Genomic DNA, 13,835 nt, shown 5'->3' with positions numbered 1-13,835 from the left:
TTGAAGCAACACATTAACGCCAGCCTGGTTGAAGCACAGCAATCTTTGAACGCCCTGCTCGCCAACGACACGGCGCTGCAGGCGATCCAACAAGCGGCTGAGCTGCTGATCGCTGTGTTCGAACGCAAGGGACGAGTGTACTCGTGCGGCAATGGCGGCTCCATGTGCGACGCCATGCACTTCGCCGAGGAACTGACCGGCCGCTACCGGCTGGACCGGGCGGCGCTGGGTGCGACGGCGATCAGCGACGCCGGGCATCTCACCTGCGTTGGCAACGATCACGGCTATGAACAGGTGTTTTCGCGGTATATCGAAGGGCACGGACGTGCCGGAGATTGCCTGGTCGCGCTCAGCACCAGCGGTACCAGCAAGAACATCATTCGGGCGGCGCAAACCGCGCGTGCGCTCGGCATGCATGTGATTGTGCTGTCCGGCAAGCAGAGCGAGCTGCTGTCTTCCCTAAGCGATGTCTACATTTGCACGCCGGGCGGCACATTCGCCGATCGTGTGCAGGAGTTGCACATCAAGGTGTTGCATATCCTGATTGAGCTGATCGAGCGTCATTTCTTCCCAGAGAATTACGCAGACAAGACATAATTTCTTCTTGATCGAGTCTGCGCGAGTCTGCATTTTTCCGTGGCTGCCAGAATGAATGTAAAACGCGATAAATCAGCTGGAAAACACTATATTTCATCGATTAATCGTGCTTTTTGGCACTTTTAAGTCGATTCCTGAAATCAAGTATTACAAAAAATCGGCTGAAATCCGGATTGTCAAAGTGCTTCGGGCAAAGCGCTGAGCCGATGCGCCTTTACGCTTAGTAGTCGCCATCGGCTTTTCGTCCAGACAGCAGCTGATCGAGCTTTTGCTTCTCGGCACGCCGCACCCGGCGCGCCGGATTATGTGCTGCGTGGGCGCCGCCTTTCCTGGCTCTGGCCGGTGCAACCAGGGGATTGCGCGGCTTTGGCAGTTTAATGGTGATTTTCATATCGATACTTTCGCAGAATGGCCTGAAGCCGCATGTGCTTCAGGCCGGCCGCGGCGTTTGCTGTGGGCCGACGCGACGCATGTCTCGTACCCAGAAAAGCAAAAACCCCGGCGAGTTTCCTCACCGGGGTTCTTGATTGGAACGACCGGCTCGGGTCGGCGCTATTGCCGTGCCCCGAGCTGTCATGCGCGGGGCTATGTATTTTTCAAATTACCGATAGCCGTCCGTGGCATAGCCGTTCCTTTCCTGTAAAAAATGGGTGAATAGAAATTACCGAGCTGCGATTCTGCGCCTGATGAATTGGCGTTGTCAAACCAATCGAGAATCGCACAATCGATTTTGTGGTTTTTCAGTGCGATGCATTGCAGGTTCGGGGAACAGCCGGCTGCGTCAGTTCAACTCGCGCATCCTGCTGTGCTTGGGCAGCCTGGCAGCCAGGTAATCATGCTGGTCCGCCAAAACATTCCTGCCGCTCAGCAGATAGTGCTCGGCGCGGCATGGCACATAGGGCACATATAGCAGCGGGCGAAAGCTTTCCAGCGGTTTGTTGCCCTTTTCCTGGTTACAGTCTTTACACGCGGTCACGCAATTCATCCATGTATCCCGGCCGCCGTGGGAGCGCGCATGTATATGATCGCGCGACAGTTCATTGTGTGGAAAGCGGCCGCCGCAGTAGGCACAGGTGTAGCGGTCGCGCTTGAACAGCAGATCGTTGTGATGGCCTAGCGGCAGTTCCAGGTGCAGCATGCGCGCCATGATGGCGCTGCCGGCGATGGCGATGATAGGTTTGACAGCGATGCGCGATTGCACGCCGGCGCGGGAATAACCGCCGCGAAAAACGATGTCGCCATCCCCGAGTTCCCAAGCCACTTTCCCGCTCGCGTAATAGAGCACAGCGTCTTGCGGCGAAATCCAGTCGAATGGGTTGCCTGCGATATCGAGAGTCAGAATATGGGAAATCATTTTCTTCACCTTTGCTGCTGATTATAACCAGCATCTTCAGGTTGCGGAAAGTACTCATGTTGTTTGCGCGCACCGGAAAATCCTATCGCCGTGCATGCCTCGGTGATTTGTTTGTAGCGCCGCAAATCAGCTATCAGTCAGCTATCAGTCAGCTCGTAAGCAGCGCGCAATTCGAATCGTTGCATCAGGCAAGCACATAACAGACAATACCAGAGCCAATCACAACAAGCGAGCTAACACTATGATTATGTGGGGAATTATTTGCGGAGCCGTGCTGGGTTGGCTATTGCCGGGCTCGGGATACGGCGATTTCGGCATCATTTTGGGAGGCGGGCTGGGCTTGCTGGCCGGGCTGGGACTGCAGCATGCGATTCGTGCAGAAATCAGCGCCGCCAATGAAAAACTGCGGTTGCAGATGCTGGAATTGCTGAACTCTCGGGTGGGTCAGGGCGAGAAGGTTGCTGATTCCAAGTCAGCCAGCAGCAGGCAGGCGGCGGCTATTGAGCTTGCCAGCAGCTTTGCGGCGCCACCTGCGGCCGCGGTCGCGGCGCAACCGGACGTGGCTGCGCGGCCTCAGACCGAGCCGGCAGCAAGCGCCCCACCTGCAGCCAGGCGCGTGTCGCCACCCTCCGAACCCAACGCCGCGGACCTGGCTTTTGCCGCCGCAAAAAACTGGCTCGTTGGCGGCAATACCATTGTTCGCATCGGTTTAGTGATCCTTTTCATTGGCTTGTCGTTCCTGGCCAGTTACGCCGCGGCCGCCGGGCTGTTTCCGGTGGAGTTGCGGCTGGCTGCGGTGGCCGTAGCAGGCATTGTTCTGTTGGCTGTAGGCTTCGGCAAACGCCAGGCCAAGCCAGCCTTCGCACTTGCGTTGCAAGGCGGCGGCGTGGCGGTGATTTACCTGACGGTGTTCGCCGCTTTCCGCCGGTTTGACCTGATCGCGCCCTTGCCTGCTTTCGGTTTGATGATCGTGGTGTGCGCCCTGAGTTGCGCACTGGCGCTGTTGCAGAACTCGCGCGGACTGGCAGTAGCGGCTTTCGCCGGCGGTTTTGCCGTACCGTTACTGATCTCTACCGGCTCCAACAACAGTGTTGGCCTGTTCAGTTATTACACTGTATTGAACCTGGCGATTCTGTTCATCGCCTATAAACGTTCCTGGCGCGTGCTGAACATTGTGGGCTTTGTCGCCACTTTTGGCGTCGCCACGCTGTGGGGCGTGCTCAAGTACCAGCCGGCGCAATACCTCAGCTCGCAATTATTCCTGGCCGCATTCGTGCTGATTTATGTAACGGCGGCGATCCTGTACGCCCGCAACACCCCGACCCGGCTCGGCAACACGGTCGACAGCACGCTGATGTTCGGCACCGCGCTGATCGGTTTCGGCCTGCAAGCCGGCCTGGTCAGGCAGTTCAAATTCGGCGCCGCTTTCTCGGCGCTGGGATTTGCGGCGTTGTATCTGATACTGGCAGCGCTGCTCATGCGGCGCGGGCAGAAAAATTATCGCCTGATGATTGAATCCATGATCGCTATCGGCCTCGGTTTTGTGACCCTGGCGGTGCCGCTGGCCCTCGATATGCGCTGGACCTCGGCGGTGTGGGCGCTCGAAGGCGCAGGCGCGTTCTGGGTCGGCATGCGGCAGGCGCGCTGGATGCCGCGCGGATTCGGACTGGCGTTGCAAGTGGTGGCTGCCGGCGCGTTCCTGGCGGCGATCGACGACAATATATCGGCCTGGCCGCTGGCTAATCCGATGTTCATGGGCGCCATGTTTATTGCATTGCCTGCGTTTGCCATCGCCTGGTGGTTGCGCGCCGCCTTGCCGCATAGCGACTCGCGCTGGGCCAGAGAATACGTCAAGGTAGAAGCGCTGTTGTGCCAACCGCTCTATCTATATGGTTTCCTGTTCTGGTGCCTGGCCCTGATCCTGGAGATATGCCGCAGCCTGCCTGCCAGCGAGACTGGCTTGGCAGCTGTGCCGGTATTCGACACCGGCACCCGGCAACTGCTGGCCATGCTGGCGCTGGTAGCGAGCGCATGGCTGTCGCTTCTGCTCGGACGCAAGAGCAATTGGGCGGTGGCCGCATGGCCCAGCCGCTTCACCCTGCTGCCGCTGGCGCTAGGTTTTATCGTGCAGGAGCTGTCCGGCTACCGCATCTTGTACAACCCGGCCTGGGCTATATGGTTGATGGCTCTGGGTTTGCATTACTGGATGCTCTACAAGAATGACAGCCAGGTGCAAGGCAATATTGCTGTTCTCAAACTCAACCGCGCCGCCCATGCCGGCAGCGTGTGGCTGCTGACGCTGTTGCTGGCCGACTGTTTATGGTTCTGGATCGGGCGCGCCGATTTGTGGCAAACCTCCTGGGCCAGCGTGGTGCTGCTGGTCAGCGCGATCGCGGTATTGCTGGGCTTGTCGGTATGGGCCGGCAAGGCCAACCGGAGCGCGCTGCTGTCGGGATTCAAGTGGCCGCTCAACACGCATGCCGTGGCCTACTACTGGTATGCGGCTTTACCGTTGACGGCGCTGGTGTTTTTCGGGGCGTTGCTGATTGCGCTGTTCTCCTCCGGCCATACGGCGCCGCTGCCCTATCTTCCCTTGTTGAATCCTACCGACTTGACGCTGGCCCTGGCGTTGGGGGCGTTGCTGTTCTGGCGCCGTGCAATCGTGGCGGCCCAGCCAATGCCTGCCGGCGCCGCCTGGGTGGCGCGCAAACAGACGCTGCTGGCGTTGGCCGGGCTGGCTTTTATCGTGCTCAATACGGTCTGGTTGCGCACGGTCCATCATTTTTTCGGCGTGCGCTGGGATGCTTCGGCCCTGTTCGACAGCTTTGTGGTGCAAACCGGTTACGCCATCTTGTGGACGCTGCTGGCGCTGAGCCTGATGCTGCTGGCGCACCGGCGCGTGCAGCGCGCATTGTGGCTGAGCGGCGCGGCATTGCTGGGTTTGGTTGTCATCAAACTGCTGCTGGTCGATTTGTCGAATGTGGGTGGCGCGGAGCGCATCGTCACCTTTATCGCAGTGGGTGTGCTGATGCTGGTGGTCGGCTATTTCGCGCCGTTGCCGCCGAAGGCCGTAGCGGCGGACGCCAGTACTGTGAAGGAAGCGTAAAGATGAACTATTTTCCGATGCGCGCTGCTATCTGCGCCTGTGTATTGGCGGTGTCCGGCGCGGCGTGGCCGGCGGCCGATCCGAATAACACGCAGTCGTATGCGCTGCACCTGCCGCTCACCTTCAATGCCGACGCGCCGCTGCAGCGCCTGATCCTGCCTGCCCAGGTGATGGTGAACATGCAAAGCGGCGGCATGCGCGACCTGCGGATTTTCAACGCCCAGGGCCAGCCGTTGGCGCTGGCTTTGTCCGACAGTGCGAGCTTGCGGCAAACCGAAAATCGCAAGATCGAGCTGAAATCATCGCCGATCATGGGCAGCGCCGATGTCACGGATATCTCGGCTTCATCGCTGCGGATCGAAGAACAGCAAGGCAGGCGCATCGTGCAAATCGACAGCAGCGCGGCGGATGCCGGCGCGCCCCGTAAAAAAGTACTGGGTGCATTGCTTGATACGCGTGCCATTGCTGATCCGGTGGTGGCTTTGGCGCTGGACGTGGATCTGCCCGACGCCCAGCCAGTCACATTCGATCTGCAAGCGAGCAAGGATTTGAAAGATTGGCGCTCCCTGACCCAGGCAGTCCTTTACCGCGCGGCTGCCGGAGCCAGCGCTCTGGGGGCCGATCATATCGAACTGCCAGCCGTCAATCTTGAGGATCAATATCTGCGCGTAATCTGGACCGATGCGGCGCGCAAGACCGCGCCGGTAGTCATGCGCAGCGCGACATTGACCACCGCCCGCGGCGTCAACAGCATTGCGCGGGTCAGCGCCGCGCTGGCCCGGCCGCTGCTGAACAATCCGTACGAGCTGCGTTTTTCATTGCCCTTTGCAACGCCGGTGGCCGCACTGAAAATCAAACCGGCGGGCGACAACGTGCTGCTGCCGGTGCGGGTGCTGGGCCGCAACGACCCTAGCCAGCCGTGGAGCATGATGGCGGCGAGCGTTGTTTACAAGTTGCAGAGCGCCGGCAAGCTGCAAACCAGCGCGGCGATCGAGTTGCCGCCGACTGCATTTCGCGAAATCAAGATCGAGGCCGACAAAAAAACACCGGGCTTCTCCGCGCCGCCGGAAATCATCTTGGAATTCGAGCCGGTGCAGGTCGTGGCGCTGGTCAACGGCGCTGCGCCGTATACATTGGCAGCAGGTCTGGCTAATGCTGCGAATCCTTATCTGCCGGTGCAAAGCCTGATGCCGGATTATCGGGCGGCGCAAGAAAACGGCTTGCCGCTGGCGACCGTAGACGGCGCCGCAGCGCTGGTGCCGGCAACTGCCAGCCGCGACGGCATGCCGACGCGCAGCATTATTCTTTGGGCGGTGCTACTGCTAGCCGCCCTGGCGCTGGGAGCGATGGCCTGGGTCTTGTTCAAGCAAAACTCCAAGCCGTCAGGGGAGTGATATCAGGGCAGTGATATCGGTGGAGTGACAACCCGCTGGTTTGAAATACCCTCAGGCGTCGGGCGGCCCCTTGAGCTCGACCACATTACCCTCCGGGTCGGTGACGTAAATAGAAGGGCCTTCGCCTTCCGCGCCGTTTCTTGAAGCAAGCTCACCCGCCGTCACCCCGTGGGCTGCGAGATGGGCGCGGATCTCGGCTTCGTCGAAGGGTTCGACGCGGAAGCAGAAATGATCCAGATTGCGGCCTTCTTTTCCAGGCGGTGCGCCGCCGGCGCTGCCGAGTTTGCCGTCGACCGGCACCAGATCGAGCAAGGCGCTGCCGGCCCGCAGCTGAACCAGGCCGATGCTGTCGACCCGCCGCTCGACGGTGCAGCCGAGTGCCTCGCAGTAGAAGCGCAGCATCTGGTCAAGGTCGATCACGCGTAATACGAGATGGTCGATTTCACGAATACGTATCATCTTGGCCTCGTTCATCCAGGTTTGCGCGACACCACCAGTTTCGACACAAACAACTGCAGCAGCTCGCCGTGCTGGTTGCGGGTCTCGCTGCGCAATTTGACCATGCCGCGATCCGGACGCGAACGGGACGGCGTAATCTCCAGGATCTCGCTCTCCACATGCAGGATGTCGCTGGCGCGGGTCGGCTGCGGCCAGCTGATCTCGCCGCCGGAACCGATGATGCCGCCTTGCAGAGGCATGCCGCTGGTGACCAGCAGGCGCATGGTGATGGCGGCGGTATGCCAGCCGCTGGCTGCCAGCCCGGCAAACATCGTGCTCTTGGCGGCGCTCTCGCTTAAATGGAAAGGCTGGGGATCGAATTGCTGGGCAAACGCCATGATCTGCTGTTCGTCCAAGGCATGTTCAGCACTGCTGAAACGGTCGCCGATACTCAGGTCGTCCAGATACAGGGTGGGCCGTGGAGTGGCGTTGCCGGTGGTGTCGCTCATGATGCGTTCCTCGCTGTGATCGAAGCTTGCCGCCGTCAAAAGTAAGGGGACGGCCAGGCAAGTGATGGCTGTTTGAATGTGTGCTAGCGTACAGATGCAATCTTACATCGCGTCTACAGTCAAATCATGATTGCGGAGAAAGATGCGCCGCAATTCGGGTGCTGCGATGCCGTCGTCATTTTCGCCGATTGGGTTGTCGATCCGGGATTTCGTTGAGGACTGGGAGTTTATGAGAGCTTAGTCAAAATTAGCGGTTTGTACACGTTTTTGTATCACCATATATAATTTACAACGTTGTCCAATTGTCATCCATACATCTGATGGAGAAAAAAATGCAAAAAAAATCATCGTTTCCTGCCAAGGGCCTGGCCGCTATCGCGGTTGCTATGGCCAGCCTCACTTTCGCCGGTTGCACCACCACCATGCCGGCCCACGACGCAAGTTCTAAAACCGGCCGCAGCGAAGTCGACTCCGGCGTAGACGCGACTCTGTCTAAACTGTATCAGACGGCGCCCGCCTCGCGTGAGCTGGTAGCGCGCGCCAAGGGTGTGCTGGTATTCCCGGCGGTGCTGCAAGCCAGTTTTGTGCTCGGCGCTGAATACGGCAAGGGTGCATTACGCGTCGGTAACCGCACCGACGGTTATTACAGCACCACCGCCGGTTCTATCGGCTTCCAGGCTGGAGCGCAATCGAAAGCCATCATCTTGTTGTTCATGACCCAGGATGCTCTGGATAAATTCCGCAACAGCAACGGCTGGACCGTCGGCGCCGACGCCACCGTAGCGCTGGCCAACATTGGCGCTAACGGCAGCATCGACACCAACACTGCGCAACAGCCTATCATCGGTTTCATTACCACCAATGCCGGCTTGATCGCAGGTGTTTCCCTGCAGGGCGCCAAGATCGCAAAGATCTCGCTTTAATTCCGGCTTTCAATTTGTTTCTTCAATACGGCGTCCGCGAGGGCGCCGTATTTTTTTATTGCCGGTATTATTGCCAGCGCCGCTGAACGTATGGCTTAATCGCCCAGCAGCTCGGCAACTGCATGCATGCCATCGACACGTTTGGCGATGACTTTGGCGATGACGATAATCGGAATCCCCAGCAGCATGCCCCATATCCCCCACAACCAGCCCCAGAAAAGCAGCCCGATAAATACCGCTGCCGCATTCATCTTGGCGATTCTGCCGATCATCCAGGTAGTCACCAATGTGCCGACCAGGGTCGCTATCGCCAGCGTCGAGGCCGCTACCAGCAACATCATCGAGAACGATTGAAACTGCATGAATGCGGTCAAGCCGGTGGCGATGGCGAACAGCAAGGGGCCGAAGTATGGAATGACATGCAAGAAGCCGCCCGCAACAGCCCAGGCGCCGGCATTTTCCAGCCCGATCCAGCGAAACGCCGCCCACATCAGTATCGCCAGCAAGGCATTCGTCACCAACAGCATGAACATGTAATTCTGGATCGAGGTATTGATGTCGAACAGGATATTGACGGCTATCTTTTTGCTGGAGAGCGACGGCCCAGTCAGTTTCACCAGCTTGCGTTTGAACGTATCGCCCGACAGCAAGAGAAAAAATACCAGGAAGATCACCATCACCGCCTGGCCGATGAACAGCATCGCTCCCATCGAACCGGTCCATAGCCATTCGCTCAATCGAAACGACGGCGGCGCTGGACTGGCCTGGCGTTTAGGATCCGGCCGGCCGCCGGCTGCCTGGCCGGCGGCGGTTTCGATTTCGTTCGCCGCCGCCTGCATTTTCTGGATCGTGCTGGCTTGCCCGTCCTGGGTCTTGGCTTGTATGCTGACCATGGCGCGCGACAACTGATGGGCGGCGGCCGGCAGGCGTTCCACAATCGATTGGAATTCACCGCGCAAAGAATAGCCGGCCTGGCCCAAGCCAAGCAGCAAGGTCGTCATGACGACGCAAGTGCCGATCAAGCGCGGGATGCGGATCTGCTCCAGCCAAGCCACCAAGGGATTCAAGGTGTAGGCAATGAAGACGCCGAACAGCAGAGGGATCAGGAAACTTTGCGCCCATCGCAGCGCAAACACCAATGCCAATACGGTAAGTATTCGCAGGCAAAGGTTGCGCACGTTAGTTGAGCCGGTGGCGGACAGCGGCGCCAGCGGCCCGGTCATTACCGTATCTTCGGCCGCGTTTGTTGCGTTTGTTGCCGGCGTCTCTGGCATTTCTGGCGCATCACTGGTGCTGACGTCCACTAGGGCGATTGGTGGTTTCATTGGATATTTGCTGGCGCAACCCTTAAGGCAAATCGATAGGGCCAGATTACCTAGCTCGATGCAAAATTTAAGTGCGTCACCGCACAGAGCCCGTATTATTTTTCGTAGCGATAGTCAGAAAGACAAGCCAGGGTTTTGCGCTTTCCGAGACGATTCCCCTGGCCATGGAAAAAGGGGTATTCTTGATTTCTAACCAAGCAAAAGCAGCCAGCTTCAAGCGTATCCTTGCGCAATCCCCCTTACCCATTTCCCTGGAGTTTCCCGCATGACCCGCATAACAGATTCATCCGTGCCGAGCATCACCGGCTATCACGCTCACGTCTATTTCGACGCCGCCACACTGGCGCAGGCGCAAGCCTTGTGCGAGGAGGCGGCGCAGCGGTTTCCACTGATCATGGGCCGGGTTCATCAGCGGCCGGTTGGTCCGCACCCGGACTGGAGCTGCCAACTGGCCTTCGAAACCCCTGTGTTTGGCGAACTGATTCCGTGGCTGGCCTTGCATCGGGCGGGCCTGGTGGTGTTCATCCATCCACTGACCGGCGACGACCTGCTGGATCATCGCGACCATGCCATCTGGATGGGAGCGGTACGGCCATTGAAACTATCGATATTTTCCCGCGAGTCCGAGGTCGAGGCCGAAGCCGCAAGCCCTGAGCAGTGAAGCCAGGCCAATCCAGAAAGACAGGTGTTTATCATGCACAATCGCAGCTTGCAGCAACTGTTGATGATGGTTTTAGCCGTCTCCTTAGCCGTCTCGCCAATGGCGCCGGGCGCCAGCGCAGCCGCCGGCCGAGCGACCATGATTGATCCCGGCCGCGCCGATAAACCGGGTTTCCTGGTGGTCATCGAGCAGGCCGGCTATTACCGCCTGTCTGGCGATCTGAAAGTAGCGGACGCCAATACCACGGCGATCGAAATCAATGCTGACAACGTTACCCTCGATCTCAACGGCCACACCATACAGGGGCCGACACGCTGCCAGCAATTACCTGCACCTTGCTGGCCGAGCGGTACCGGCAACGGTGTACATGCGGTTGGTCACAGCGGCATCGCGGTCAAGAATGGCATCATCCAGGGCATGGGAAATTACGGTGTCTACCTGGAAACCAATACAGCCAGCCTGGAGCGGGTAGTACTTGCCAGGAACGCTCATGGCGGCGCGGTGTTTTTTGGCGGCTCGATCAGCAACAGCGTGGCAGAAGCCAACGGTGGCGACGGTATCTTCGGCGTCGATCTCAAGGTGCGCAGCAATGTGCTGCGCGGCAATCAGATGTTGGGACTCGCCGCGTATGGCAGCTCCACCTTTAGCAATAACCGGTTCAAAGGCAATAACAACAACGCCGCGCAAACCAATTTGAAACCGCTCGCCGCCGATCGCAATGTATGCAATGCGGCGGCATGCCGGTAAAATCCAGTGACTAGCGGTCGACCCAGGCCATGCGCTCCTTGCTATAACGCTCGCCGGCCACCTGTTGCAAGGCGCTCTCCAGCAACGCGGTTTCGCTGCTATCCAGCGTGACCTCGGTGGCGCCGACATTTTGTTCAAGGTAAGCGCGGCGCTTGGTGCCGGGAATCGGGACGATGTCGTCGCCCTGTTGCAAGACCCAGGCCAGCGCGATCTGGCTGCTGCTGACACCCTTCGCCGCCGCAATCTCGCCGACCACCTGCGCCGCCCGCATATTGGCGTCGAAGTTGTCGCCCTGCAGGCGCGGATCAAGGTGGCGGAAATCGGAAGCGGGATAGCTTTCCGCCCGTTGCGCGGTACCGCTCAGGAAACCGCGGCCGAGCGGGCTGAACGGCACCAGGCCGATCCCGAGTTCGCGCAGGGTCGGCAAAATATCGGCTTCCAGATTGCGCTCCCACAGCGAATATTCGCTTTGCAGAGCGCTGATCGGGTGTACCGCGTGCGCCTTGCGAATATTCGCGACGCCCGCTTCGGACAGGCCCAGAAAGCGCACTTTGCCTTCACGCACCAGATCCGCCATGACGCCGACCACCTCTTCAATCGGCACTGCCGGATCGACCCGGTGCTGATACAGCAAATCGATGTAATCGGTGCCGAGACGGCGCAGCGAACCTTCCACCGCGCGCCGTATATGGCCCAGCTCACTGGTGATGCCGGTGGTGACGCCATTCTCTATCTTGAAACCGAATTTGGTGGCCAGCACCACTTCATGCCGCCGCCCCTTGAAGACGCGCCCCAGCAACGCCTCGTTTTCGTAGGGACCGTATTGCTCGGCCGTGTCGAAGAAGTTGATACCCAATGCCAGCGCCCGCTGCAAGGTGGCGACCGATTCGGCTTCGTCGGCCGCGCCGTACGCGGTGCTCATGCCCATGCAACCCAGGCCGATTGCCGATACGCTCAGACCACTTGATCCCAGTTTGCGTTGCTGCATCATAGATTGCTCCGGAAAGTGAGGATGATTTGTTGTTGCCAGCCTGACTTGCTATCGAGGCTTGACCGCGAAAAGTACTGCGAGTTAGTATAAGCGATGCTTACGAAAGTCCCCACCTCCTCTCTCTGCCACGTCTGCGCGCGCTGCTCATGTTGTTGCCGCACGATGTCAATGCTGCGCGCCTGATTTCTTCTTGCTCGCCGGTCTGTGCAAAGCCAGATGATTGTTTGCTGGCATAGTTAAAAAATTTTGAAAAAGAGCGGTATGGAACTTCATCTATACGATAGCTGGGAGCGTCGCGTCCGGCGTTTTGAAAGTATTTCCCCTGGGCGCGTGGGTTTGTATTGCTGCGGGCCGACGGTTTACGACTACGCCCATATCGGCAACTTGCGTACTTACATTTTTGAAGACCTGCTGCGGCGCACGCTGAGCTTTAACCACTATCAGGTGCAGCATGTGGTCAATATCACCGACGTCGGCCACCTGGTCTCGGATGCCGACGAGGGCGAAGACAAGATGGAAAAAGGCAGCCGGCGCAGCGGCAAGAGCGCCTGGGAAATCGCGGCGTTTTATAGTGCTGCATTCATGGCCGATTTCCGCGCCCTGAATCTGCTGGAGCCAGCTGTCTGGTGCCGCGCCACCGAATATCTTCCCGAGCAGATTACCTTTATCCGGACGCTGGAAGAAAAGGGATATACCTACCGCACCCGGGACGGCGTCTACTTCGACACCAGCCGCCAAAGCGATTATGGCTACCTGGCCCGGCTCGATCGCGACGCTCTGCAGGCAGGCGCACGCGTGGCCCTGGGCGAGAAGCGCAGCCACACCGATTTCGCCTTGTGGAAATTCAGCCCCGCAGATTCGCGGCGCCAGATGGAATGGGACAGTCCCTGGGGGCGCGGCTTTCCCGGCTGGCACATCGAGTGCTCGGCGATGTCGGCGGCGCATCTTGGCAGCTGGTTTGATATCCATTGCGGCGGCGAAGATCATATCGCGGTCCATCACAGCAATGAGATCGCGCAGACCCAGGCTTGCCACGGCACCCGCCTGGCGAATTTCTGGATGCATGGTTATTTCCTGCAGACCGGCAGCGAAAAAATGTCCAAGTCCGGCGGCGATTTCCTGCGCCTGAAATCGCTGATCGAGCGCGGCATCGATCCCCTGGCGTATCGCTATCTATGCCTGGCGGCGCACTATCGCAGCCAGCTGGAATTCAGCTGGGACGGGTTGCAAGCTGCAGCCACAGGCTTGCAGCGCTTGCGGGAGACTTATCATCGCTGGCCGGAGGGCCGGCAGATCGACCATGTTTTCTTAAATCGCTTTCGCGATGAAATCAATAACGACCTCAACTCATCGCGTGCATTGACCGTCGTATGGGAACTGGTGCGCAGCGAGATCGATGCTGCCGTGCGCAAAGCCACACTGCGCGCGATGGATCAAGTGCTGGGACTCGATCTGGACAACTGGCGTCCGGCCAGTCATGAGATTCCCGAAGAGGTAGAGACGCTAGCCAGACAACGCCAGGCCGCGCGCGAAATGCGCCAGTGGCAAGAGGCCGATCGCTTGCGGCTGCAAATCAAGGCGCATGGATTCCTGGTAGAGGACAGCGCTTCCGGCTGGCTGCTTAAACCGGACAGTAACTAAGCAACGCCCTTCCCCGGTTGCGCTTAACAAACGCAGCTAACTAGGGTCAGCAGCTAACTGGGGTCAGAGTGAACTTTCTGCGCGTTTTTTGCAGAAACTTCACTCTGACCCCACTTAGCGGGCCACGGAGTACTGACTCATCGTTAAAA

At 59.0% G+C, this 13,835-nt stretch carries 13 protein-coding genes; 7 read left to right on the top strand and 6 right to left on the bottom strand.

Going from position 1 to position 13,835, the window contains the following annotated elements:
* On the top strand, window positions 1–597 hold the full coding sequence (locus tag VNZ60_RS11190) for an SIS domain-containing protein (RefSeq protein ID WP_325659101.1): 597 nt from the start codon (window positions 1–3) through the stop codon (window positions 595–597).
* A gap of 220 nt (window positions 598–817) precedes the next feature.
* Here the strand turns inward: VNZ60_RS11190 and VNZ60_RS11185 are convergent, their stop codons facing one another.
* Together VNZ60_RS11185 and VNZ60_RS11180 are read right to left on the bottom strand one after the other, a co-directional pair.
* A complete protein-coding gene (locus tag VNZ60_RS11185; RefSeq protein ID WP_325659099.1) occupies window positions 818–988 on the bottom strand; it encodes a hypothetical protein in 171 nt (56 codons plus the stop codon).
* 390 nt (window positions 989–1,378) lie between these two features.
* Complete coding sequence (locus VNZ60_RS11180; protein WP_325659097.1) at window positions 1,379–1,951, bottom strand: HNH endonuclease; 573 nt, start codon at window positions 1,949–1,951, stop codon at window positions 1,379–1,381.
* A gap of 241 nt (window positions 1,952–2,192) precedes the next feature.
* On the opposite strand from VNZ60_RS11180, the gene VNZ60_RS11175 reads away from it, so the two are divergent.
* Entirely contained in the window at window positions 2,193–5,057 is a 2,865-nt protein-coding gene (locus VNZ60_RS11175; protein ID WP_325659095.1) for a DUF2339 domain-containing protein, read from the top strand.
* Between the two features lie 2 nt (window positions 5,058–5,059).
* Window positions 5,060–6,451 carry a DUF3999 domain-containing protein gene (locus VNZ60_RS11170; protein ID WP_325659093.1) on the top strand — a complete coding sequence of 464 codons (1,392 nt, stop codon included), beginning with the start codon at window positions 5,060–5,062 and terminating at the stop codon, window positions 6,449–6,451.
* A 51-nt stretch (window positions 6,452–6,502) separates the two neighbouring features.
* Here VNZ60_RS11170 and VNZ60_RS11165 read toward each other — a convergent pair whose 3' ends face one another.
* Together VNZ60_RS11165 and VNZ60_RS11160 are read right to left on the bottom strand one after the other, a co-directional pair.
* Window positions 6,503–6,910: a VOC family protein gene (locus VNZ60_RS11165; protein ID WP_325659200.1), complete on the bottom strand. Its 408-nt coding sequence runs from the start codon at window positions 6,908–6,910 to the stop codon at window positions 6,503–6,505.
* Window positions 6,911–6,921: 11 nt separating this feature from the next.
* Window positions 6,922–7,398 carry a MaoC family dehydratase gene (locus tag VNZ60_RS11160; RefSeq protein WP_325659092.1) on the bottom strand — a complete coding sequence of 159 codons (477 nt, stop codon included), beginning with the start codon at window positions 7,396–7,398 and terminating at the stop codon, window positions 6,922–6,924.
* Between the two features lie 332 nt (window positions 7,399–7,730).
* On the opposite strand from VNZ60_RS11160, the gene VNZ60_RS11155 reads away from it, so the two are divergent.
* A complete protein-coding gene (locus tag VNZ60_RS11155) occupies window positions 7,731–8,321 on the top strand; it encodes a BPSL1445 family SYLF domain-containing lipoprotein (protein WP_325659090.1) in 591 nt (196 codons plus the stop codon).
* 95 nt (window positions 8,322–8,416) lie between these two features.
* On the opposite strand, the gene VNZ60_RS11150 is transcribed toward VNZ60_RS11155, so the two are convergent.
* Window positions 8,417–9,646, bottom strand: a complete 1,230-nt coding sequence (locus VNZ60_RS11150) for an AI-2E family transporter (protein WP_325659088.1) — start codon at window positions 9,644–9,646, stop codon at window positions 8,417–8,419.
* A gap of 265 nt (window positions 9,647–9,911) precedes the next feature.
* Here VNZ60_RS11150 and VNZ60_RS11145 point away from each other — a divergent pair, with 265 nt between their 5' ends.
* Both VNZ60_RS11145 and VNZ60_RS11140 read left to right on the top strand, forming a co-directional pair.
* Window positions 9,912–10,307 (top strand): DOPA 4,5-dioxygenase family protein, encoded by a 396-nt coding sequence (locus VNZ60_RS11145; RefSeq protein ID WP_325659087.1) that lies wholly within the window; start codon window positions 9,912–9,914, stop codon window positions 10,305–10,307.
* Window positions 10,308–10,340: 33 nt separating this feature from the next.
* Window positions 10,341–11,054 carry a right-handed parallel beta-helix repeat-containing protein gene (locus VNZ60_RS11140; protein WP_325659085.1) on the top strand — a complete coding sequence of 238 codons (714 nt, stop codon included), beginning with the start codon at window positions 10,341–10,343 and terminating at the stop codon, window positions 11,052–11,054.
* Between the two features lie 10 nt (window positions 11,055–11,064).
* Here VNZ60_RS11140 and VNZ60_RS11135 read toward each other — a convergent pair whose 3' ends face one another.
* Window positions 11,065–12,045: an aldo/keto reductase gene (locus tag VNZ60_RS11135; protein ID WP_325659083.1), complete on the bottom strand. Its 981-nt coding sequence runs from the start codon at window positions 12,043–12,045 to the stop codon at window positions 11,065–11,067.
* A gap of 261 nt (window positions 12,046–12,306) precedes the next feature.
* Here VNZ60_RS11135 and cysS point away from each other — a divergent pair, with 261 nt between their 5' ends.
* Window positions 12,307–13,686, top strand: coding sequence for a cysteine--tRNA ligase (gene cysS, locus VNZ60_RS11130; RefSeq protein WP_325659081.1), 1,380 nt, complete (start codon window positions 12,307–12,309; stop codon window positions 13,684–13,686).
* Window positions 13,687–13,835: the final 149 nt, after the last annotated feature.

This window comes from Collimonas sp., assembly GCF_035566375.1.
Lineage (GTDB): Bacteria > Pseudomonadota > Gammaproteobacteria > Burkholderiales > Burkholderiaceae_D > Collimonas.
This window is presented reverse-complemented; position numbering and strand designations above follow the sequence as displayed.

Excerpts from the sequence above, each read along its gene's own strand:
- VNZ60_RS11185 (WP_325659099.1), bottom strand. The coding sequence starts at position 988 with ATGAAAATCACCATTAAACTGCCAAAGCCGCGCAATCCCCTGGTTGCA.
- VNZ60_RS11180 (WP_325659097.1), bottom strand. The coding sequence starts at position 1,951 with ATGATTTCCCATATTCTGACTCTCGATATCGCAGGCAACCCATTCGAC.
- VNZ60_RS11175 (WP_325659095.1), top strand. The coding sequence starts at position 2,193 with ATGATTATGTGGGGAATTATTTGCGGAGCCGTGCTGGGTTGGCTATTG.
- VNZ60_RS11170 (WP_325659093.1), top strand. The coding sequence starts at position 5,060 with ATGAACTATTTTCCGATGCGCGCTGCTATCTGCGCCTGTGTATTGGCG.
- VNZ60_RS11165 (WP_325659200.1), bottom strand. The coding sequence starts at position 6,910 with ATGATACGTATTCGTGAAATCGACCATCTCGTATTACGCGTGATCGAC.
- VNZ60_RS11160 (WP_325659092.1), bottom strand. The coding sequence starts at position 7,398 with ATGAGCGACACCACCGGCAACGCCACTCCACGGCCCACCCTGTATCTG.
- VNZ60_RS11155 (WP_325659090.1), top strand. The coding sequence starts at position 7,731 with ATGCAAAAAAAATCATCGTTTCCTGCCAAGGGCCTGGCCGCTATCGCG.
- VNZ60_RS11150 (WP_325659088.1), bottom strand. The coding sequence starts at position 9,646 with ATGAAACCACCAATCGCCCTAGTGGACGTCAGCACCAGTGATGCGCCA.
- VNZ60_RS11145 (WP_325659087.1), top strand. The coding sequence starts at position 9,912 with ATGACCCGCATAACAGATTCATCCGTGCCGAGCATCACCGGCTATCAC.
- VNZ60_RS11140 (WP_325659085.1), top strand. The coding sequence starts at position 10,341 with ATGCACAATCGCAGCTTGCAGCAACTGTTGATGATGGTTTTAGCCGTC.
- VNZ60_RS11135 (WP_325659083.1), bottom strand. The coding sequence starts at position 12,045 with ATGATGCAGCAACGCAAACTGGGATCAAGTGGTCTGAGCGTATCGGCA.
- cysS (WP_325659081.1), top strand. The coding sequence starts at position 12,307 with ATGGAACTTCATCTATACGATAGCTGGGAGCGTCGCGTCCGGCGTTTT.